At 72.3% G+C, this 20,118-nt stretch carries 16 protein-coding genes; 9 read left to right on the top strand and 7 right to left on the bottom strand.

The window, feature by feature from the left end:
- Positions 1-96 precede the first annotated feature (96 nt).
- Genes AC07FY_RS14835 through AC07FY_RS14825 form a run of 3 tightly spaced genes read left to right on the top strand, consistent with a single transcriptional unit; the run spans position 97 to position 6,910 of the window.
- The gene (locus AC07FY_RS14835) at positions 97-3,888 is read left to right on the top strand and encodes a bifunctional glycosyltransferase/CDP-glycerol:glycerophosphate glycerophosphotransferase (RefSeq protein WP_479005558.1); all 3,792 of its coding nucleotides are present in this window, start codon (positions 97-99) and stop codon (positions 3,886-3,888) included.
- The gene (locus tag AC07FY_RS14830) at positions 3,881-5,362 is read left to right on the top strand and encodes a hypothetical protein (protein ID WP_479005556.1); all 1,482 of its coding nucleotides are present in this window, start codon (positions 3,881-3,883) and stop codon (positions 5,360-5,362) included. The genes AC07FY_RS14835 and AC07FY_RS14830 overlap by 8 nt, the downstream gene beginning before the upstream one ends.
- Before the next feature lie 51 nt (positions 5,363-5,413).
- Complete coding sequence (locus AC07FY_RS14825) at positions 5,414-6,910, top strand: hypothetical protein (protein ID WP_479005553.1); 1,497 nt, start codon at positions 5,414-5,416, stop codon at positions 6,908-6,910.
- Here the strand turns inward: AC07FY_RS14825 and AC07FY_RS14820 are convergent.
- Positions 6,897-7,832 carry an endonuclease/exonuclease/phosphatase family protein gene (locus AC07FY_RS14820; protein WP_479005550.1) on the bottom strand — a complete coding sequence of 312 codons (936 nt, stop codon included), beginning with the start codon at positions 7,830-7,832 and terminating at the stop codon, positions 6,897-6,899. The genes AC07FY_RS14825 and AC07FY_RS14820 overlap by 14 nt on opposite strands.
- A gap of 126 nt (positions 7,833-7,958) precedes the next feature.
- On the opposite strand from AC07FY_RS14820, the gene AC07FY_RS14815 reads away from it, so the two are divergent.
- Positions 7,959-8,921 carry an aldo/keto reductase gene (locus tag AC07FY_RS14815; protein ID WP_479005549.1) on the top strand — a complete coding sequence of 321 codons (963 nt, stop codon included), beginning with the start codon at positions 7,959-7,961 and terminating at the stop codon, positions 8,919-8,921.
- A gap of 182 nt (positions 8,922-9,103) precedes the next feature.
- Complete coding sequence (locus tag AC07FY_RS14810; protein WP_479005546.1) at positions 9,104-9,847, top strand: transcriptional regulator; 744 nt, start codon at positions 9,104-9,106, stop codon at positions 9,845-9,847.
- An 81-nt stretch (positions 9,848-9,928) separates the two neighbouring features.
- Here AC07FY_RS14810 and AC07FY_RS14805 read toward each other — a convergent pair whose 3' ends face one another.
- Both AC07FY_RS14805 and AC07FY_RS14800 read right to left on the bottom strand, forming a co-directional pair.
- Positions 9,929-11,443, bottom strand: a complete 1,515-nt coding sequence (locus AC07FY_RS14805) for a nucleobase:cation symporter-2 family protein (protein WP_479005544.1) — start codon at positions 11,441-11,443, stop codon at positions 9,929-9,931.
- A gap of 366 nt (positions 11,444-11,809) precedes the next feature.
- On the bottom strand, positions 11,810-13,153 hold the full coding sequence (locus AC07FY_RS14800; RefSeq protein ID WP_479005543.1) for an MFS transporter: 1,344 nt from the start codon (positions 13,151-13,153) through the stop codon (positions 11,810-11,812).
- 114 nt (positions 13,154-13,267) lie between these two features.
- On the opposite strand from AC07FY_RS14800, the gene AC07FY_RS14795 reads away from it, so the two are divergent.
- Both AC07FY_RS14795 and AC07FY_RS14790 read left to right on the top strand, forming a co-directional pair.
- The gene (locus tag AC07FY_RS14795; RefSeq protein WP_479005540.1) at positions 13,268-14,317 is read left to right on the top strand and encodes an AI-2E family transporter; all 1,050 of its coding nucleotides are present in this window, start codon (positions 13,268-13,270) and stop codon (positions 14,315-14,317) included.
- A 30-nt stretch (positions 14,318-14,347) separates the two neighbouring features.
- Positions 14,348-16,381, top strand: a complete 2,034-nt coding sequence (locus AC07FY_RS14790; protein ID WP_479005538.1) for a prolyl oligopeptidase family serine peptidase — start codon at positions 14,348-14,350, stop codon at positions 16,379-16,381.
- Positions 16,382-16,411: 30 nt separating this feature from the next.
- Here AC07FY_RS14790 and AC07FY_RS14785 read toward each other — a convergent pair whose 3' ends face one another.
- Positions 16,412-17,188, bottom strand: coding sequence for an endonuclease/exonuclease/phosphatase family protein (locus AC07FY_RS14785; protein ID WP_479005535.1), 777 nt, complete (start codon positions 17,186-17,188; stop codon positions 16,412-16,414).
- 425 nt (positions 17,189-17,613) lie between these two features.
- On the opposite strand from AC07FY_RS14785, the gene AC07FY_RS14780 reads away from it, so the two are divergent.
- On the top strand, positions 17,614-18,072 hold the full coding sequence (locus AC07FY_RS14780) for a PadR family transcriptional regulator (protein ID WP_479005532.1): 459 nt from the start codon (positions 17,614-17,616) through the stop codon (positions 18,070-18,072).
- The gene (locus tag AC07FY_RS14775) at positions 18,056-18,550 is read left to right on the top strand and encodes a hypothetical protein (protein ID WP_479005530.1); all 495 of its coding nucleotides are present in this window, start codon (positions 18,056-18,058) and stop codon (positions 18,548-18,550) included. Before AC07FY_RS14780 ends, AC07FY_RS14775 begins: the two co-directional genes overlap by 17 nt.
- An 82-nt stretch (positions 18,551-18,632) precedes the next feature.
- Here the strand turns inward: AC07FY_RS14775 and AC07FY_RS14770 are convergent, their stop codons facing one another.
- The 3 genes from AC07FY_RS14770 to AC07FY_RS14760 form a co-directional block, all read right to left on the bottom strand.
- Complete coding sequence (locus AC07FY_RS14770; protein ID WP_479005528.1) at positions 18,633-18,767, bottom strand: hypothetical protein; 135 nt, start codon at positions 18,765-18,767, stop codon at positions 18,633-18,635.
- A 291-nt stretch (positions 18,768-19,058) separates the two neighbouring features.
- A complete protein-coding gene (locus AC07FY_RS14765; protein ID WP_479005525.1) occupies positions 19,059-19,262 on the bottom strand; it encodes a hypothetical protein in 204 nt (67 codons plus the stop codon).
- Between the two features lie 136 nt (positions 19,263-19,398).
- Complete coding sequence (locus AC07FY_RS14760; RefSeq protein WP_479005523.1) at positions 19,399-20,064, bottom strand: hypothetical protein; 666 nt, start codon at positions 20,062-20,064, stop codon at positions 19,399-19,401.
- Positions 20,065-20,118: the final 54 nt, after the last annotated feature.

Raw genomic sequence — 20,118 nt, 5'->3', positions numbered from 1 at the left:
GGGGCGGCGGTGGTCAGGATCGGGGGCGGATCTGGCCGCGCGCAACGGCAGTTGGTCGCACGCCCCGGGAAAAGTGGCAATCGAGGAGTTTTCTGAGTGGCCGGTACGCCCCGCCTGAGTGTTGTCGTTCCGTTCCAGGACGTCGAGATATACCTCGAAGAGTGCCTGGAGTCGATAGCCAGGCAGACGTTTCCCGACCTCGAGGTCGTCATGGTCGACGACGGCTCGACCGACTCCTCGACCGCCATCGCGGCCGAATTCGCCCGTCGGGACCCCAGGTTCAGGTTGCTCCGCCAGGAGTCGATGGGGCCGGGCCACGCCCGCAACGTCGGCATTCGCGCCGCTCATCCCGAGGCGGAATTCCTGGCGTTCGTCGACGGCGACGACGTCATACCGGAGTACGCCTACGAGCTGCTCGTCCGCACCCTCGACGCCTCGGGCTCCGATTTCGTGTCGGGCAACGTCCAGATGATGAACTCCACCAAGAAGTGGCAGTCGCCGCTGCACAAGGCGCCCATGCAGCGCAGCAAGCGCGGCACGCACATCACCAAGGTGCCCGAGCTCATCTACGACCGCACCGTCTGGAACAAGCTGTTCCGGCGCTCCTTCTGGGACTACCACTACATCGCCTTCCCCGAAGGCGTCATGTACGAGGACTCCTGGGTCAACATGTTCGCCCATTTCCGCGCCACCAAAGTGGACATCCTCACGGATATCGTCTATTTCTGGCGGCGGCGTGAGGGCGGCGCCGCACCCTCCATCACCCAGCGGCACACCGAATTCAGCAATCTGCGGGACCGCGTCGCCGCCGTGCAGTCCGTCAGCCGGTTCCTCGCCGGACACCGTGCCCGGTCCTACAGCGAGCACAAGCGCAAGTACGACCTCGCCTGCCTGAAGTCGGACCTGATGCTGCACATGAAGGTGCTGCCGGACGCCGACGACGAATACCGCGACGCGTTCATGCACTGGGCGAACGAGTTCCTGGACGAGGCCGATGATGACATCATCGGCGAACTCCCCGCCGACGCCCGCGTCAAATGGCTCCTGGTGCGCGAAGGCCGGCTGAAGGAACTCCTCGACGTCGTCGAGTTCGAGCGCAAGGGCGGGCCGCTGCCCGTCCAGCGACGCCTGCACCGCTACCTGAACTACCCCTATCTGGGCGACCGTTCCCTGGGCATCGACAAGAGCGCCTACCGGCTCGACAAGGAGCTGTCGCTGCACGGCTCGCTGACCGCGGCGCGCTGGGACGACTCCGGGCACCTGTCCCTCGAAGGATCCGCCTACGTCCGCTTCATCAACGTCCACAAGCGGCACATGTCGATGAAGGCCATCGCGCTGCGCAACAAGAAGCAGGGCAGGGTCGTCGTCGCGAAGGCGAAGACGACGTACTACCCGTCGGCCACCGAGCACTCCAACCAGAGCCGCTACTGCTACGACTGGTCCGGCTTCCAGGTCAGCTTCGACGCCACCCGCCTCAAGCGCAAGGGCAAGTGGGTCGAGGGGACGTGGGACGTGGCCGCCGGCGTGCTGAGCCGCGGACTGTTCCGCTACAAGGGCATCGCGCGCGGCGGCGCGGGCACCGCCGCCAACCCGCCCTACCAGTACGTCGAGAAGAACACCCGCGTCGTACCGCTCTTCCTCCAGGGCAAGCTCAAGCTGCGCGTGGAGATCGTCCGGTGCCGGATCACCCGGCACCGGATCGTCGGCGACCACCTCGAACTCGGCGGTGTCTACCTCGGACCCAAGCTGCCCGACTGGGGCAAGTTCCGGGTGACCAGCATGGGCGGCGCCGGGCGTCACGACTCCTGGGTCAACTTCAAGCCGGGCGGCGAGGGCTGGTACACCTTCGTCACCCGCATCCCCGTCAAGGCACTCGTGCCCGGCCACCGCACGAACTCCGGCGACGGCGTCCCGCAGACCTGGAACACCGGCGCCAACGGCTGGAAGACCACCCTGCACGTAGAGGGCCGCAAGGCCGCCATCTACCCGGTGATGGCGGAGGAGACCACCGACGGCCACTACCGCCTGCCCGCCGCACTGCAGACGCCGAACGGGGACCGCGAGGTCGTCGTGCACCGCAACGGCTCCGGCTACGTCGTCATGTTCGAGCGGGACACCCTGCCGCTCGCCAAGTCCGTCACCTGGCGCCCGGACGGCTCCATGGAGGTCGTCGTCGGCTACGCGGCCGAGGACATGCTGGGTGCGTCCGAGTACGCCGCGGCCCACATCGTCGTACGCTCCCGCGCCCACGGCGCCGAGCGCGTCGTCCCGATCACCTGGCACGGCCAGGAGTTCCGCTTCGTCCTCAACCCCGCCGCCATGCGCACCCTGGCCGGCGACATCCCGCTGGCCTCGGGCCGCTGGGACTTCTTCCTGCGCCGCCAGGACCCCTCCGCGGTCACCCCGGAGAACCGCAGCGGCGACCTCATGGTCAAGATGACGCAGGAGCTGATCCCCACCTTCCCGAGCGAGATGACCGCGAACGAGCGGCGCTACGAGATGCAGGCGGAGGCGTACGACCGGCTCTCCCTCCTGGTCCACTCGGCGATGCCCGACGACGCGCGCGGCCCCTACCGCCAGAAGCTGCTGCGCACCAAGGCCTACCCCGACGCCCGGCGCAAGCCGCTGCGGCAGGCGGTGCTGTTCGACGCCTTCAAGGGCACCCAGTACTCCGACAGCCCGCGCGCCCTGCACGAGGAGATGGTCCGCCGGGGCGTCGCCCTCGAGCACCTGTGGGTCGTGCGCGACGACCAGGTCGCCGTACCCCCGACGGCCCGCCCCGTCCGCATGTGGTCCCCCGACTGGTACGAGGCCATGGCGCGGTCCCGGTACGTCGTGGCCAACAACCACCTGCCCGACTGGTTCGAGAAGCGCGACGGGCAGGTCGTCGTGCAGACCTGGCACGGCACGCCGCTCAAGAAGATCGGGCACGACATCGAGGCCGTGCACTTCGCGGACAAGCGCTACCTGGAGCGGGTGGAGAAGGAGGTGCAGAACTGGGACATGCTGGTGTCCCCGAACAGCTTCAGCACCCCCATCCTCAAGCGCGCCTTCCAGTTCCCGGGCGAGATGGTCGAGAGCGGCTACCCGCGCAACGACGTCCTGCGCCGCGCGGACTCGGGACGCCGGGCACAGGAAGTGCGCCGCCGCATCGGGCTCCCGCCCGGCAAGCGGGTCGTCATGTACGCACCGACCTGGCGCGACGACCAGTTCTACGCGCCGGGCAAGTACAAGCTCGACTTCCGCATCGATCTGGAGGACGCCCGCGCCCAGCTGGGCCACGACCACGTCCTGCTGGTGCGCCGCCACCCCAACGTGGTGGACCCGGTGCCCGGCGCGGGCGACGGGTTCGTCTTCGACGTGTCCGACTACCCGGACATGGCCGACCTCTCCCTGATCACAGACGTGATGATCACGGACTACTCCTCCCTGATGTTCGACTTCGTCAACACCGGGCGGCCGATCCTCTTCTTCACCTACGACCTGGACCACTACCGGGACACGCTGCGCGGGTTCTACTTCGACTTCGAGCAGTCCGCCCCCGGTCCGCTGCTCTACAGCTCCCCCGAGCTGATCGGGGCGATCCGCAACATCGACCGGATCCAGCAGGGCTACGCGGCCCGCTACCGCTGGTTCCAGCAGGAGTTCTGCGACCTCGACGACGGCTTCGCGGCGGCCCGGCTGACCGACCGCATCCTGATCGCCGGGGGAGACCTCGACCCCGCCCTGGCCCAGGCACCGGCCGTCGGCGCGGCCCGCGCGGTCATCCCCGGCCAGATGGGCCCCGCCCACGCGGGCGCCCTCGGCCAGGTGGGCGCGGCCCACGCGGGCACCCTCGGCCAGATGCCGCGGCAGCCGGTGAGAAGGATGGATTCCGAACATGTCTGACGCAGGTCGGCACAAGCGGCGCATCGTCACCGGCGTCGACGCCTCCGGGCCCGTTCCCGTCGAGTACCGGTTCTCCCACGCCCGGAACGGCAACCGGCACCTGGTCGTGGTCTTCGCCAACCCCGGCGCACCGGACGACTACGGGATGTCGGGCGGAGTCCTCGACAACGTGCGGGCGAACATCCTGTGGATCCGGGACCAGTTCGACGGTGCGAACGCCTACTACCTGTGCAAGGGGATGGACTTCGGCGTCGAGCAGTCGGTCGCCGGGCTCATCGCGCGCGTGGCGGGAGCCCTGTCGCTGACCCCGGACCAGTGCACGCTGATCGGCAGCTCCAAGGGCGGCAGCGCGGCGCTCTACTTCGGGCTCAAGTACGGCTACCGGAACATCGTGGCCTCCGTGCCCCAGTTCCTGATCGGTACGCACGCCAGGGAGTCCCTGCCGGAAGCGGCGAGGCTGATGACGGGGGAGCCCACCGAGGACAAGGTGCGCTTCCTCGACGCCGTCCTCCCCGACCTGCTGCGCGGCCGGCCGAACCCCGGCGCCCACATCTACCTGCTCTGCTCGGCGCAGGACGAGCAGTACCCGCGCCAGGTCGAGCCCTTCCTCGGACTGTTCCGGGGATACGAGCGCTTCAACCTCGTGTTCAACGACTCCGTCCTGGTCACCGACTCCTCGAAGGTGGTGGCGCACAACGTCCCCGTCATCATGGGCCTGCTGAACCTCCTCGTGGACGGCGTGAGCCCCGTGATCGGCGGCGTGCGCTACGGCTACGAGGAGCCGCAGCGCGACACCTCCGCAATCGAGGCGTACCTCTCGGCGACCTCCCAGAAGCGCGGGGACGACTTCCCGGCGCCGGTGGTGCTGATGCCCGCCGCGGAACAGCGGCTGCCGGCCCACGCCGTCCGGTTCGTGGGCTCCGCCCCGCGGGCGGTGCGCGTCAGCATCTGGGAGAACGGCACGTTCCAGGGCTCCCCGTCCGTCGCACCCGACGGCAGTTGGAGCTGGCTGCGGGACAAGCCGTGGGGCAAGGGGCGGCACGTGGTGCGGCTCTTCGGGGTCGACGCGAACAACTTCCATTCCCAGCGCAGCGAGGTGGTCTTCACCGTCGTGGACGTGGTGGAAGCGCCGGATCCGGTGTCCGCCCCGGCCCAGCCCCTGGCCCTGACGGTGGCCTCGCCCGGTGCCCAGCAGCAGGTGCCCGGCCCGGTCCCCAGGTTCGCCGGCTTCGCCCCCGGCGCCGTGCGGGTGGAGTTCCAGGAGGCCGGGATGAGCCTGGGCGCATGCCCCGTCGCGGCGGACGGCAACTGGACCTGGGAGTCGGACTGGGCCTGGAACGAGGGGCCGCACTTCGTGGAGGCCGTCGCGGTGGGCGCCGGGGGCAACGCCTCGGCCTGGATCTCCGTCCCCTTCACGGTGGGCGGCTCCTACCCGGTGCCCGGTCCGGGCGGCTACTCCGGCGTGCGGCACTGACCCGCGGGGGCGGGTGCGGGTCAGGTCGGTGACAAGAACGGATTGACGAGCATGTCTGATACAGCGAAGAACGCGCGCCGCGTCATCACGGGCGTGGACGCCTCGGGGCCGGTTCCCGTCGAGTACCGCTTCTCCCACGCCACGAACGGCAGCCGCCACCTCGTGGTGGTGTTCGCCAACCTCAACGCGCCCGACGACTACGGGATGGGGGGCGGCATCCTCGACCCCGTACGGTCGAACATCCTGTGGATCCGCGACTCCTTCGACGGTGCGAACAGCTACTACCTGTGCAAGGGGATGGACTTCGGCATCGAGCAGTCGGTCGCCGGGCTGATCGCGCGCGTCATGAACGCGCTGGCGCTGACCCCGGACCAGTGCACGTTGTTCGGCAGTTCCAAGGGCGGCAGCGCGGCGCTCCACTTCGGGCTGAAGTTCGGCTACAAGAACATCATCGCCAGCGCGCCCCAGCTGCGGATCGGAACGTTCGTCGTCAGCGCCATGGCGGGCGCCGCCCGCGCGATGATGGGCGAGGTCACGGACGACAAGGTGCGCTTCCTCGACTCGGTGCTGCCCGAGGTGGTGCGCGGCAGCGGCAACCGCTCCGCCAACATCTACCTGGTGTCCTCGCCCCAGGACCGGCAGTTCCCGATCCACATCGAGCCCTACCTCGGTCTGTTCCAGGGCTATGAGAACTTCAACTTCATCTTCAACGACTCGCCCCTGATCTCCGGCCACGACAAGGTGACCACGCGCAACATCCCTTCCCTGGTAGGGCTGTTGAACCTGGTGTCGCACGGGATTGTCCCCCGCTTCGGAGCCGTCCGCAACGGCCACGAGGAGCCGAAGCGCGACACGTCGGCGATCGACGCGTACCTCTCGGCGACCTCCCAGGTGCGGGGGGACGACTTCCCGGCGCCGGTGGTCCTGACGCCCGCACGCGAGGAGCGGCTGCCGGCGCGGGCCGTCCGGTTGACGGGGTCCGCGCCGGGCGCGGTGCGGGTCAGCATCTGGGAGAACGGCACGTTCCAGGGCTCCCCGCCGGTCGCGCCCGACGGCAGCTGGAGCTGGGAGCGCGACAAGCCCTGGCCCAAGGGGCGGCACGTGGTGCGGCTCTTCGGAGTCGACCCGAACAACTTCCACTCCGCCCGCACCGAAGTCGTCTTCACCGCCACCGACGAGCCCCTCGCCCCCTCGCCGCAGCCGGCGCCGGGTGCGCGGCCGCCGGGCCGCGCGCCCGTCCTGTCGGTGACCTCTCCGGTCCCCGGTCAGCGGGTCCAGGGCCCGGCGGTCCGCTTCACGGGCTTCGCCCCCGGCGCGGTACGGGTGGACTTCCGGGAACAGGGCGCGGCACTGGGGACCTGCGAGGTGGCGGCCGACGGTGCGTGGGCCTGGGATCCGGGCTGGGCCTGGGCCGAGGGCGAGCACCTGGTCGAGGCCGTCGCGGTGGACGCCGCGGGCAACGCCTCCGCCTGGACCGCCGTCCCCTTCCTCCTGATGAACGCCTACGTCGTGCCGACCCGTGGCGGCTACACCGCTACGGGGTACTGACCTTCGGGGCGGGCCGGCCCACCCGCATGACCAGGGCCCGGTGGTCGGAGGTCCGGGTCTCCACGACCTGGCACCCGGTGCGCGGCAGCGCCGTGAACAGGTAGTCGATCTTCGCCCCGTCCTCGTGGGTGCGGCGTCCCGCCCGGGAGCCCCCCTTCTGGTCGCACTCCTGGTAGGTGGTGTAGGCCTCGGCCGGCCAGAGCCAGGTGGTGGGGCTCCCGGCGACCGGCGGCGGCGCGTTGAAGTCACCGCCGACGATCGTGCGGTCGGGGTCCTCCGACGCGGCCTCGAAGAGCGAGCGGAGATGGTCGTCCCGGAAGTCCCAGTCGGGGTGCGCCGTGTCGACGCCCCGCAGCGCGATGTGCCCGTTGCACACCCGGACCTCCTGGGACGGGACCCGCGCGCACAGGAACCGCCGGTGCACGCCCGCGGTCGGCTGCCGGGTCGGTACGGCCCGCACCTCGGTGAGGGGGGACGCCGCGAGGAGACCGGAACCGGCCTGCCCCCTGCCCCCTCCGGTGCAGACGACCGGCTCGCTGCGGCCGGCCTCGTCCACGCTGACGTAGGGGTCGAACTCGCTGTGCCACTCCCCACCCAGGCGCCGGGCGGCGGACCGCAGGTCCTCCGAGCAGACCTCCTGGAGGAGCATGACCCGCACTCCCCGCGCCTCGGCCAGGGTGCGCAGCTGCTGGAACTTGTCGTCCGGGCCGCCCTTGTCCGCGCAGCCCCACTGCTCCACACCGCACATGTTCCACGTGGCCACCGACACCGTGTCGTGTGTGGCTTCTGGAGTGAGCGCCGACGGTACCGGGGTGCTCGGCCCGGACGTGCAGGCCGCGGTGGTCAGCAGACCGAGGACCGCCGCCACGCGGGCGAAGGCCCGCGGGCGGCGGGGCGTCCCGGTCCCGGTGTGTCTGTGCATCCCGCCATCATTGAGCACGGTCGGACCGGACCGCGCACCGGGGGAGCGGAACCGCACGGTCCGCGGGCCGGCGGGCTGGTCAGGGGCAGCGTGCCCGGGCCGCGGGCGCCCCCCTAGAGTGGGGGCGTGGTGACGGACGAGGGGGCGGGCATGAGCGGCGACAGGGTGCTGTACGGGTGCATGGGACTGGGTGGGAGCTGGGAGCCCGGTCCGTACGGGCCCGAGGACGTCGACGCCGCCGAGGCGGCGATCCGGGCGGCCCTCGACAGCGGGATCACCACCTTCGACCACGCCGACATCTACCGCGGCGGCAAGGCCGAATCCGTCTTCGGCGAGGTGCTCGCACGGACCCCGGGCCTGCGTGATCGCATCACCCTGCAGACCAAGTGCGGGATCCGATTGGCCGGCAAGGACCACCCCGGCCTGTACGACCTGCGCGGGCCGAGCATCGTCCGGCGGGTGGAGGAGAGTCTGACCCGGCTGCGGACCGACGTGCTCGACGTCCTCCTCCTGCACCGCCCCGACCCCCTGGCGGACCCCGACGAGATCGCTGCCGCGCTGATGTCGCTGCACGCCCAGGGGCTCGTACGGCACTTCGGGGTCTCCAACATGGGGGCCGCGCAGATCGCCTCGCTCCAGGCCCGGCTCGACGTGCCGCTGGTGGCCAACCAACTGGAGATGAGCCTGCACAGCCGGGACTGGGTCGAGGCGGGCGTGCTGCTCAACACCCCGGAGTCCACGCGCAACGGGTTCCCGTTCGGAACGCTGGAGCACTGCCGTGACCACGGCATCCGGCTCCAGGCCTGGGGAGCCCTGGCACAAGGGCGGTTCACCGGCCGGCAGCAGACGGCGGCCGAGCGGGCCACCGCCGACCTCCTGGCCGAACTCGCCCACCGCAAGGGGACGACCCCCGAGTCGGTGCTGCTGTGGTGGGTGCGCCGGCACCCCGCCGCGATCGCCCCGGTCATCGGCACTGCCCGGCCCGAGCGGATCCGCGCCTGCCGGGACGCGGCGGTGCGCGAGCCGGACCTCACCCACGAGGAGTGGTACGAGCTGTGGGTCACGGCCCGGGGCGTTCCGCTGCCCTGATCCGCCCCGCCTGACGGGTTGTTGATTGCCTGGTACACGGGCTCTGTCTCCTTGGAATTGAAGGGTCCAAGGCGGTTGGAACCGATTGAACATCTGCTACTGTGCCCGCGCTTGGTGTTCACTCATCCATCCGTCCCCCTCCCGCGCCGAGCCCTGGAGGGGTGTTGCGAGGTGTCCCGTACGTGCACAGCACTCCCTTCTCCCCGGTGGCGGCCCGGACCGCGCGGTCCCGCATGGGCCTGACGACGGCCCAGGTGGCCCACGCGATGGCGGCCTGCGGGATGCCCGTCCACCCCGACCTGGTCGCCGCCTGGGAGCAGGGCTCCCACGTTCCGTCCGACCGGCAGCTCTTCGCCCTGGCCGACGTGCTGTGGTGCGGTGCGGTGACGCTGATGGGCGTCGAGCCGCGCACCCTCGCCGAACACCGGCTGGCCGGCCGCCTCACGGTGGAGCGGCTGGCGTACCGCATAGGCATGGACCCCACCGAGTACCGGGCCGCCGAGACGGCCCGGCAGTGGCACGGGGACGCCTGGCAGACCCGGGCGCTGGTGGAGGCGTTGGGACTGTCGCTGCGCAAGCTCATCGGGATCATGGGACGGGTGGACGAACTGGCGGAGCACCTGCGGTCGGCCGTGGAAGGGCGGTGGAAGGCGCACGTGGAACCGGTCGCGGAGATCGTGGTGGTCGACGCGACCAGCGTGGGCGACGCCCTGCGGACCATGCACGCGGAGTTCGCCGCGTTCTCCGAGCGGTACATGGGGCATCTGGTGGCCCGCAACGCGGACGCCAGGCTGAAGGAGATCGCGGCGGAGCGTGCCGCCTACCTGCGCCGACTGGTCGACCACTTCTGGGAGTTGATCGGCGAGGAGGGCGACGCCCCGCCCTTCCCCGCCGGCGGGCCGCCCTTCCCGGCGGGCGGCCGCTGACCGGTCGCCGGCTCGGCCGTCCCGGGCGCGGGCCCGGGGCGGGGCCGGGAGGACCCCAGGTCCCTCCCGGCAGCGGCCGGTTCAGCGGGCGGCTGTTCCCCGGTGCGGACCGGCGCCGCCGCCGTCCCCGAAGCCCTGGCCGACGTCCTGCCCGTAGTGCGGCCGGTGCGTCTGCCCGTAGATCTGACCGTGTGTCGGCCCGTACGTCGGCCCGTGTGTCAGCCCGTCCGTCGGCCCGTCGTCCGGTCGGTGGTTCGGGGCGTCGTCGGTGTGGTCCTCCCAGTCGATCTCCATCGAGGAGCGGCTGGTGAACACGTTGAAGAGCAGGTTCAGCGCGATCGCCGTCAGGGCCCCCAGCGTGATCCCGCTGTCGAGCACGGCCCGCACGTCGTCTGGCATCCGGTCGAAGAACGGCGCGACGGTCGTCGGCAGCAGGGCGGCACCCAGACTGACCGCCAGAATCAGGGTGTTGCGCTCCTCGCGCAGATCCGCCTTCGCGAGGATCTGGATGCCGACCGCGGCGACGATGCCGAACATGGAGAGCGCGGCGCCGCCCAGCACCGGATGCGGAACCGAGGCGACCAGACTGCCCGCTTTCGGCACCAGCCCCAGCGCGATCATGAACACGCCCGCCGCGACGACCACGTACCGGCTCATCACCTTCGACATCCGCACGAGCCCGATGTTCTCGGCGAACGCCACGTAGGGGAAGGAGTTGAGGACGCCGCCCAGCACGGTCGCCACGCCGTCGGCACGCAGCGCCCGGGTCACGGTGTCGGCGTCGACCCTCTTGCCGGTGATCTCGCCGATCGCGTACACCTCCCCGGTCGTCTCCACCATGGTGATCAGCATGACGACGAGCAGCGCGGCGATCGGCAGCAGTTCGAACCGCGGCATGCCGAAGTGGAAGGGGGTGGTGACCCCGAACCAGGCCGTGTCCCCCACCCCGGCGAAGTCGGCGTCTCCCAGCAGCCACGCGGTGGCCGTGCCGGCGACGAGCCCGAGCAGGACGGCCAGGCTGCCGAGGAGCGGCTTGCCGACCCGGACCAGGGCCAGGATGAGGAGCAGGGTCCCCAGCGCGTAGCCGAGGTTCTTCGGATCGCCGTAGGCGGGGGTGCCGATGAGGTGCGCTCCCCCCGCCGCGTCCTGGAGCGCGACCGGGATCAGGGTGATGCCGATGATGGTGAGGATGGTGCCGATGACGACGGGCGGGAAGTACTTCACGAGTCGGCCGAAGAGCGGGGCGAAGGCGAAGGTGGCTATGCCGGCCGTGATCACCGCCCCGTACACGACGAGGAGGCCGGCGGTGCCGCCGCCCGCCCCCGTACCGATGGCGATCATGGGCGAGACCGCCGTGAACGTGACGCCTTGGACCAGCGGCAGCCGCGCGCCGATCTTCCAGACGCCGAGGGCCTGCACGATCGAGGCCACGCCGCAGGTGAGCAGGTCCGCGTTGACGAGGTGGACGAGCTCCTCGCGGGAGAGGCCGAGCGCGTTGCCCAGCAGGACCGGGACGATCACGGCCGCCGCGTAGAACGCGAGGACGTGCTGGAAGCCGTAGAGGGCGAGCCGGGGGAGCGGGAGCACCGCGTCCACGGGATGGACGGCCTGGCGCCGGGCCGTGGGCGCCGACGGGTTCCGCGACGACGGGCGGGGGGACCGGGGGGATCGGGGGGAGATTCTTGCCATCTCTGCCTTGCCTTCGCGAGGTAGGTGAATGAGAGGGCCGCCGCCGTCGGCTCCTGGATGGCAGGGCGAGGGCAGGCCGGCTCGTACCGGTCCGACGCCGGGCGGTGTTGCCGACGGCACGTCGCACGGGCACTGCGCGATGGAGTCCTGGATTGGCAGGACGACCTTCGATCGATGCAGCAGATCCGTCTGTGATCTTGGATCCGAAGGGGGATTCGACCGGAGGGCGCTCACCCTAGCCAAAGGCCGTGTTTCCTCGCGAGTAACCTCCGGCTACGGCGCCACCGGCGCGGCCCCGTCCTCGGAACCGGCCGCCTCCCGGTCACCGGCCGCCTCCCGGTCACCGGCTGCCTCCCGGGAGGCGCGGCGGCGCAGTGCGTCCTCGTCGGTGTCGGCGTCGTAGGAGATCAGCTTCGGCAGCAGCGCCGCGAGCACGGCCACCGACGCCACGCAGGCCAGACCGCCGCTCCAGAAGGCCGGCCGGGTGCCGGTCCATCCCGCGGTGGTGCCCGCACGGACCTGCCCGAGCTGCGGGCCGACGCTGTAGGAGAGCACCTCGATGCCGGCGAGCCGCCCCCGCAGCTCCTCGGGGATGGTCTGGTTCCAGATCGTCGCGCGCCCCAGCCCGCTGAGCATGTCGCCGGCGCCCGCCACGGCGAGGCAGAGCAGCACCGGCCAGATGCCCGCGCACCAACCCGCCGCCGCGATGGCCAGCCCCCACACCGCGGCCCCGCCGACCACCAGCAGCCCGTGCCGGCGTACCCGTGAGGTCCAGCCGCTGGTGAGTCCCAGCACCAGGGAGCCCACCGCGCCCGCCGCGTACATCAGGCCGAGGGCCCACTCCGCGTCGAGCTCGTCGGCGAGGAACGGGAAGATCGCGTTCGGGAACGCGAAGAACATCGCCGCGAGGTCGACGGCGTACGTGCCCAGCAGAACCGGACGGCTCCACGCGTAGCGCGCGCCCTCCGCGATCCCGCGCAGCGAGGGACGCTCGGCGTCCCCCACCGGCGGAGCCGGCGCGAGGCGCAGGCACAGCAGGACGGACACCGCGAACCCGGCGACGGTGACCGCGTAGGCGGCGGCGTACCCGGCGTACGCGACGACCAGGCCGGCCAGGGCCGGGCCGGCGATCGCGCCGAACTGGTAGCGCAGCCCGTTGAGCGCGGCGGCGGCCGTCAGCTGGTCGTGCGGCACGATCCGCGCCATCAGCGAGTCGAGGGCCGGCCGCTGGAGCCCGGTCAGCGCCGAGACACCGGCCGCCACCCCGTACAGCGGCCACAGCAGCGGCTGCGGCAGCAGGGCGTTCACCAGCAGCACCAGCGCGAGCACCCCGAGCCCGGCCTCGGTCAGCAGGATCAGCCGGCGCCGGTCGACGGCGTCGGCGAGCGCGCCCCCGTACAGCCCGCACACCACCAGCGGAACGAGTTCCACCGCGCCCATCGCACCGACGGCCAGCGGCGAGTCGGTCAGGTGTTTGATCTGGAGCGGCAGGGCGATCATCGCCATGAACGACCCGAAGAACGTCACCGTGCCCTGGTAGAACAGCAGGCGGAAGTCCCGGCCGGAACGCCAGGGCGTGAAGTCGGGCAGCACGGCGGCCCAGCGGGAAGTACTCACGGGAGGCCATCGTCGGCGTTCGCCCTCCGCCCGGCAACGGATTTATCCGCGCCAGACGGACGAATCCGCGCCCCCGCGCGTGCCACCGGAGTTCGGCGGTGGCACCCATGGCCCATGCCGCCGGTGTCAGCGTTCCTCCGTACGGCCGCAGCGTACGCCTGGCGTCTGCTGGTCGTGGGCGCCGCCGTCTACGCGGTCTTCGCCGTCCTCGGCCGCTTCCACGAGATCGGCGTGGCGCTGTTCCTCGGCCTGGTCGTCACGGCGCTGCTCTCCGTCCCCGCCCGCGCCCTCGCCCGCGTCATGCCCAGGTCCCTCGCGGTCGCCGTCTGCCTGCTCGGCAGCGTGGCACTGCTGCTGGGCGCGCTGGCGCTGGTGGGCGAGGCGGTGGCCGGGGAGAGCACCACCCTGGCCCGGGAGTTCCGCGCCGGCCTGGGCAGCATCGAACGGTGGCTGGAGCAGCCGCCGTTCCGGCTCGACCCCGGGGCGCTGTCGGACGTGCAGAACCGCGTCGGACAGTTCCTGTCGAGCCACCGCACGACCCTGCTCAGTACGGCGCTCAGCGGAGCCGGCCGACTGGTCGAGGCGCTCACCGTCCTCGCCCTGGCCGTGTTCTCCTCCGTCTTCTTCCTGCACGGCGGCGACCGGCAGTGGGCCTGGTTCTGCGCGCAGCTGCCGGTCGCGGCCCGCGAGCGGGTGGGGCTCGCCGGGCGCGCGGCCTGGGGCACCTTCACCGGCTACACCCACGGAATCGTGCTGGTCGCGGCGATTAACGCCGTCCTCGTCGGAGTGGCCCTGTACTTCCTCGGCGTCCCGCTGGCCGTCCCCCTGGCGCTGCTGGAGTTCCTCGCGGCCTTCATCCCGCTCATCGGCTCCCCCGTCGCCCTCGCCGTCGCCGCGGTGGTCGCCCTGGCCGCGCAGGGGCCGCTGGTCGCGGGGGTGGTGGTGGCGCTGATCGTGGTCATCGGCCAGATCGAGGGGCACCTGCTGCATCCGCTGGTGATGAGCTGGGCGGTCCGGCTCCATCCGCTGGTGGTGGCGATCTCGGTGATCGCGGGCGCCATCGCCGCCGGAGTGGTGGGCGCGGTCGTCGCGGTCCCCTTGGTCTCGGTGACCTGGTCGGTGTACACGGCCCTGCGCGATGCGCGCCGCACCACCGCGCCCTGACCGGCGCCGCGCGTCGGGCACAATCGGCGGATGAGCGATGAAGACCCGTACCTCTGGCTGGAGGACGTCACCGGAGAGGCCGCCCTGGACTGGGTGCGCGAGCGCAACGGCGAGACCGTGGCGGCCCTGGCCGGACGTCCCGCCTTCAAGGTGCTGGAGAGCGCGGTCCGCGAGGTCCTCGACGACGACGGCCGCATCCCCTACGTCGTCCGCCGCGGCCCCCACCTCTACAACTTCTGGCAGGACGCCGACCACGTCCGCGGACTCTGGCGGCGCACCACCCTGGAGGAGTACGCCAAGGACCGGCCCCGGTGGGAGCCGGTCCTCGACCTCGACGCGCTGGCCGGGGCGGAAGGCGAGAAGTGGGTCTGGGCGGGCAGCAGGGTCCTGGGCCCCGACCACCGCCACGCCCTGGTGCTGCTGTCACGCGACGGTGCGGACGCCTGCGTGGTGCGCGAGTTCGACCTGCGGACCCTGGAGTTCACCGAGGGCGGGTTCGAGGTCCCCGAGGGCAGGACGACGATCGGGTGGATCGACCGCGACGAGGTCTGGATCGGAACGGACTTCGGCCCCGGTTCACTGTCGGCGTCGGGCTACCCGCTCCAGGTCCGCCGCTGGCGGCGCGGCACGCCCCTGACCGACGCGGAACTGGTCTACCAGGGCCGGTCCACCGACATCTCGGCCTCGGGCTGGCACGACGACACCCCGGGCTTCGAACGGGACTTCCTCCACCGGCAGATCGACTTCTGGCACCAGGAGCTGTTCCTGCTCCCGCGGGACGAACCGGCCGCGGAGCCGGAGAAGATCGAGGTGCCGGACGACGCCGGCGCCTCCGTCCACCGGGAGTGGCTGATCGTTGCCCCGAAGTCGCCGTGGCTCGGCTACGAAGCCGGCACGCTCCTGGCCTTCGACGTCGACGCCTTCCGCGCGGGAGGGCGGGAGGCGGCCGTCCTGTTCGCCCCCGACGAGCACACCGCGCTCGCCGGCTGGAGCTGGACCCGCAACCACCTGATCCTCTCCACCCGCCGCGACGTGTCCTCCCGCATGGAGCTCCTGACCCCCGGTCCGGGCCCGGACGGCTGGCGCCGTGCGCCGCTGGCCGGGGTACCGCCGCTGTCCACGGCCTCCGTCACGTGCACCGACCCCGACGTCGGCGACGAGTACTTCCTGAACGTCTCCGGCTACCTCCAGCCCTCCACCCTCTACCGGGGCACGGCGGGCGAGGGCGCGGCCGAGAGCGTGAAGCGCGGGCCGGCCCTGTTCGACACCGACGGCCTGGCCGTCCGCCGGCACTTCGCCGTGTCGGCGGACGGTACGAGGGTGCCGTACTTCGTCGTCGGCCCCGAGGACCCGCCCGGCCCCGGGCCCACCCTGATGTACGGCTACGGCGGCTTCGAGGTCTCCATGGTCCCGCAGTACAGCGCGGTCACCGGCCGGGCGTGGCTCGCGCGCGGCGGCACGTACGTCGTCGCGGGGATCCGGGGCGGCCACGAGTACGGGCCGGACTGGCACCGGGCGGCCCTGGGGGCGAACCGGGTCAGGGCGTTCGAGGACTTCGCCGCCGTCGCCTCGGACCTCACCGCCCGCGGCATCACCACCCCCGCCCAGCTGGGCATCGAGGGCGGCAGCAACGGCGGCCTCCTGATGGGCGCGATGCTCACCCGCTACCCGGAACTGTTCGGAGCCGTCGTGGCGCACGTGCCGCTGCTGGACATGCTCCGCTTCCACCGGCTGCTCGCGGGCGCCAGCTGGACCGCCGAGTACGGGGACCCGGAGAACCCCGCCGACCGGCCCCACCTGGAGGACATCTCCCCCTACCACCGGATCCGCACCGGGGGCCCGGCCTACCCGCCCCTGCTGCTGCTCACCTCCACCCGCGACGACCGGGTCCACCCCGGGCACGCCCGCAAGATGGCGGCCCGGCTGCGCGAGTGCGGCCACCCCGTCCTGTTCCACGAGCACCTGGGCGGCGGGCACGCCGGGGCCGCGGACCACGAGCAGACGGCGTTCAACGAGGCGCTCGTCCACACCTTCCTGTGGGAGCGGCTGACCCCGGCCGGCTGACGCGGGCCGAACCGGGACCGGGTCGCGCCCTCACCACCGCAGCGACGCCGCCACCGGCAGGTGGTCGCTGGCGGTGGCCGGCAGGGTCCGGGCGGAGACCGCGGTCAGCCCCCGGACCAGGACGTGGTCGATACGGGCGACGGGGAACCGCGCCGGCCAGCTGAAGCCGAACCCCGCACCCGCGGTCTCCTGGGCGGAACGGAAGCGGCCCGTCGCCGGCGCCAGGGCCCGGTCGTCGGTGGTGCCGTTGAAGTCGCCGAGCAGAGCCACGGGTCCGGCCGGGGCGGAGGCCAGCTCCGTGGCCAGCCGGTCCGCGGCCTCGTTGCGCCGGGCGGTGGTGAAACCCGAGGGGCTGATCCGTACGGACGGGAGGTGGGCCACGTAGACGGTGAGCGGGCCGCCGGGGGCCGCGACGGTGGTCCGCAGGGCACTGCGCCACGGCACGAGCGGCACCCCGGCCGTGTCGTGCAGGGGGTGGGTGCTCCACAGCCCGACGGTGCCCACGACGGCGTGGTGCGGATGGGTCCCGGCGAGCGCCTGCTCGTACTCCCGCAGCGCGGGCCACGTCAGTTCCTGCAGCGCGATCAGCTGTGCGCCGGAGGCGGCCAGCGCGCGGACGGTGCCCGCCGGGTCGGGGTTCGCGTCGTCCACGTTGTGCGTGACGACGGTCAGGTCCGCCGGGCCCGCGGTGCCCCGGTCCAGGAACGTCCCGCCGTGGAGGGCCGCCCAGGTCACCGCGGGCAGCACGACGGCCGCCCGCGCCGCCCGGGAACGGCGCGGCAGTCCGGCGGCGAGCAGCGCCACCACCCCGGCGGCGGTCCAGGGCAGGAAGGTCTCGACGAGGCTGCGCAGGTGGGGCAGCGAAGCCGCAGGTCACCGGCTTCACACCGAACTGCAGCCCATGCGCCGAACGCTGAAGAACAGCCACCGAGCATCAGCAGCGGACGCAGAAGGGCCCGGGCGATGGAGAGCCCGCCCAGGATCTGGAACCAGAACCCGCGCCCGCCCCTGCGCTCAGGCACCACCGGACCATCGGGTCGGAGGTGGCCGGGGCACCGTTGGTCAGCCAGTAGCAGAGCTGGCCGCCCGATCAGGAGGACGTCGCGGCCCAGGTGGTCGACGGCGTGCGGCGCGCCGCCTGCAGGCTTGACTGCTCGGAGTTCCTGGCGGCCAGTGAAAGCGATTCTCGGGTCTCTTGCGGTGCAAGATACTTGCTGACTATCTTGTACCGCATGACAAAGGAACTGTTCGCGGCCGGTGACCAGCGGCGCAGTCAGCTCCTGCGTGGCGTGCTCGACCTGTGCCTGCTCTCGCTGATTGCCCAACGGCCCAGGTACGGCTTCGAGTTCGCCGAGGCGCTCACCGCCGGCGGGCTGGAGCTGGTCAGCGACGGCAGCATCTACCCGCTGCTCGCACGGATGGAGCGGGCAGGGCTCATCTCCTCCTACCGCGCTCCGTCCCCGAGCGGCGGTGCCCCGCGCAAGTACTACCGCCTGACCGAGGCGGGGCACGCCGAACTCAGTGGCGGCCGGGCCGGCTGGCTCGCCTTCGCCGGGCAGGTGGGCCGCATCCTGACCGCCACGCAACCCACGGGGGAACCACACCATGACGAACGCGCAGATCCTCGCCGCCTGCCGCAGCAACTGGGAGTACCGGGGGATCGACGAAGCGTCCATGAGGGAGATGCTTGAGGAGCTTTCCGCGCACCTGGAGGACGCACAGGCAGTCGGCCGCACGGGGCGGGACGTCATCGGGGGCGACGTCCGTACGTTCGCCGCCGCATGGGCGCGGGCACGCACCCCGCTCCCGCGCCGCATGCTGCGCACCGCGTCCCTGGGGTGCTTCGTCACCGGCTGCCTCCTGCTGTTCTCGTATGTGCCCCGGTGGACCACCAGCCTGGCCATAACCCCCGGCTACCTCGCCCTCTGGGCAGTACTCGGCACGGCCACTGTCGCCTGGCAACTGCGGCGCGGCAGCCTCGGCATACGCCGGAGCTGGGCCGTCGCCCTCGCCGCCGCCCTGCCCGCGGTACTCCTCACCCGGCTGGCCGGCGACGCAGTGCTGTTCGAACTGCCGCTGTGGGCGGCAGCGCTCCTACTGCTGCCCGGACTGCCCTACGCCATCACCGACGCCCGGGCCAGGAAGAACAGCCGTGTCGGCGACCAGTGAACCTGCGCAGTAACAACCAAGCGGAGCAACCAGCCCCTACCCCAGTAACCCCGCAGATCAGAAGCCTGACGACTGCGCAGTTTCACTGACCACGTTTCTGGGTGGCGCGGCGGACCGCGTCGTTGATGGTCATCACCAGCCGGTAGGCCATCGCCGCGGTCTGCGCGGCCTCCCCGAGGGCTTCGGCGAACGGCTCGGGCTGGGGCGGGTACGTCATCGGCAGCAAGCTCCCTCGAGTGGGGTCAGCGCGTACGGGACGGGCCCGGCCGTCCGGGATCCGGGCGCGGGCGGACCGGTACACCGGTAACGGGCGCAACGGTCGGCAGGCCACGGCCCGCAGTGCGCACCACTCGAGCGGTGCGCGGCCTCGTGGTCGGGGTCGGGGCGCCGGTCAGGCCGGCTGCCTCCCGCAGCAGGACCGCCGCCTCGGAAGCGGCTTTCGCCTGCGCCCGGAAGGCCTGCGCGCGGTGCCAGTCGGCGGCCGCCTCCACCGCCTCCACGAGCGCGATCAGCAGGGTGAGGACGACCGCGGCGCCTCCCCCGCGGGCCCGCCGTCCGGTACCCGGTCGTGCAGCGTCATCAGCAACGTCAGGAGGACGGCGAGGACGCCGAGGACGCCGGTCGGCCGGGACCACCGGCCGCGCGGGGCGCGGCCGGCCCGGGGGAGGATGCGGAGGCGGGCGGCCTCGGCGGTTTCCGCGTGCACGTTCACGCACCCGAGGACGCCCGGAAGTGGGCGCGGGGTTCTGCCGGTGGACACCGCGGTGCCGTCGGCCGTCGCCGCCGTGCCGCCCCCGCCGGCGTCGTGCTGCCCGCTGTCGCCGCGACGCGGGTCGCCGCCCGGGGTCCTACCGGGCGGTCCGGTCGGCGCCCTGGCCCGCGCCGCGCATCCGCCGCATCCGGCGGCGGCGCAGCAGCAGTCCCGCGGCCGCGCCGGCCAGCGCCGCCGCGGCCACGCCCGCCGTGGTCCACCACACGGTGCGCTCCGGCTTCCCGGCAGGGGAGGTCGAGGGGCCCGAGGGGCTCGCGGCGGGGTCGGGAGCGGGCGCCGACGCGGTGGGGGTCGCGGGCGCCGGTGCGGTCGGAGCCGGGGGCGCCGATGCCGACGGGGCCGCGGCTCCGGTGGTGGGCGCGGGGTCCACCACGGGGACCGACACCGCGCGTTCACCGTGCCCGAGGGCCGGGAACCCCACGTCGACGCTGACCTTCCAGGCTCCCGGCGGCAGCGTCTCGGCGGTGGTCCAGCCGGCGGGGGCCGCCGCGAGGTCGCGGATCAGCCGCCAGGGCCCCGCCGTACGGGAGCCGTCGGCACTGACGGCGTTCACGGTGGCGGCGACGGCCTCGTCGACGGCGTCCCCGTCGTTCTCCCAGGTGATGTCGGCGGTGACATGGCCGTCCCGCTGTCCCGTCACGGTCACCGCGAGGGTGTCACCGTGCGCGCGGGCCGCGGTGGGGGTCAGGAACATGAGGCCGACAGCGGCCAGCAGGGCCGGAAAAGCGGTTCGTATGCGCATCGTGGCGGTGCTCCGGATGGCTGGGGTGAGGGGACCGGCGGGCGGCCGTGTGGC

This window comes from Streptomyces sp. NPDC045967, from assembly GCF_056430495.1.
The sequence above is the reverse complement of the archived record's forward strand: the minus strand, read 5'-3'. Positions and strand labels throughout refer to the sequence as shown.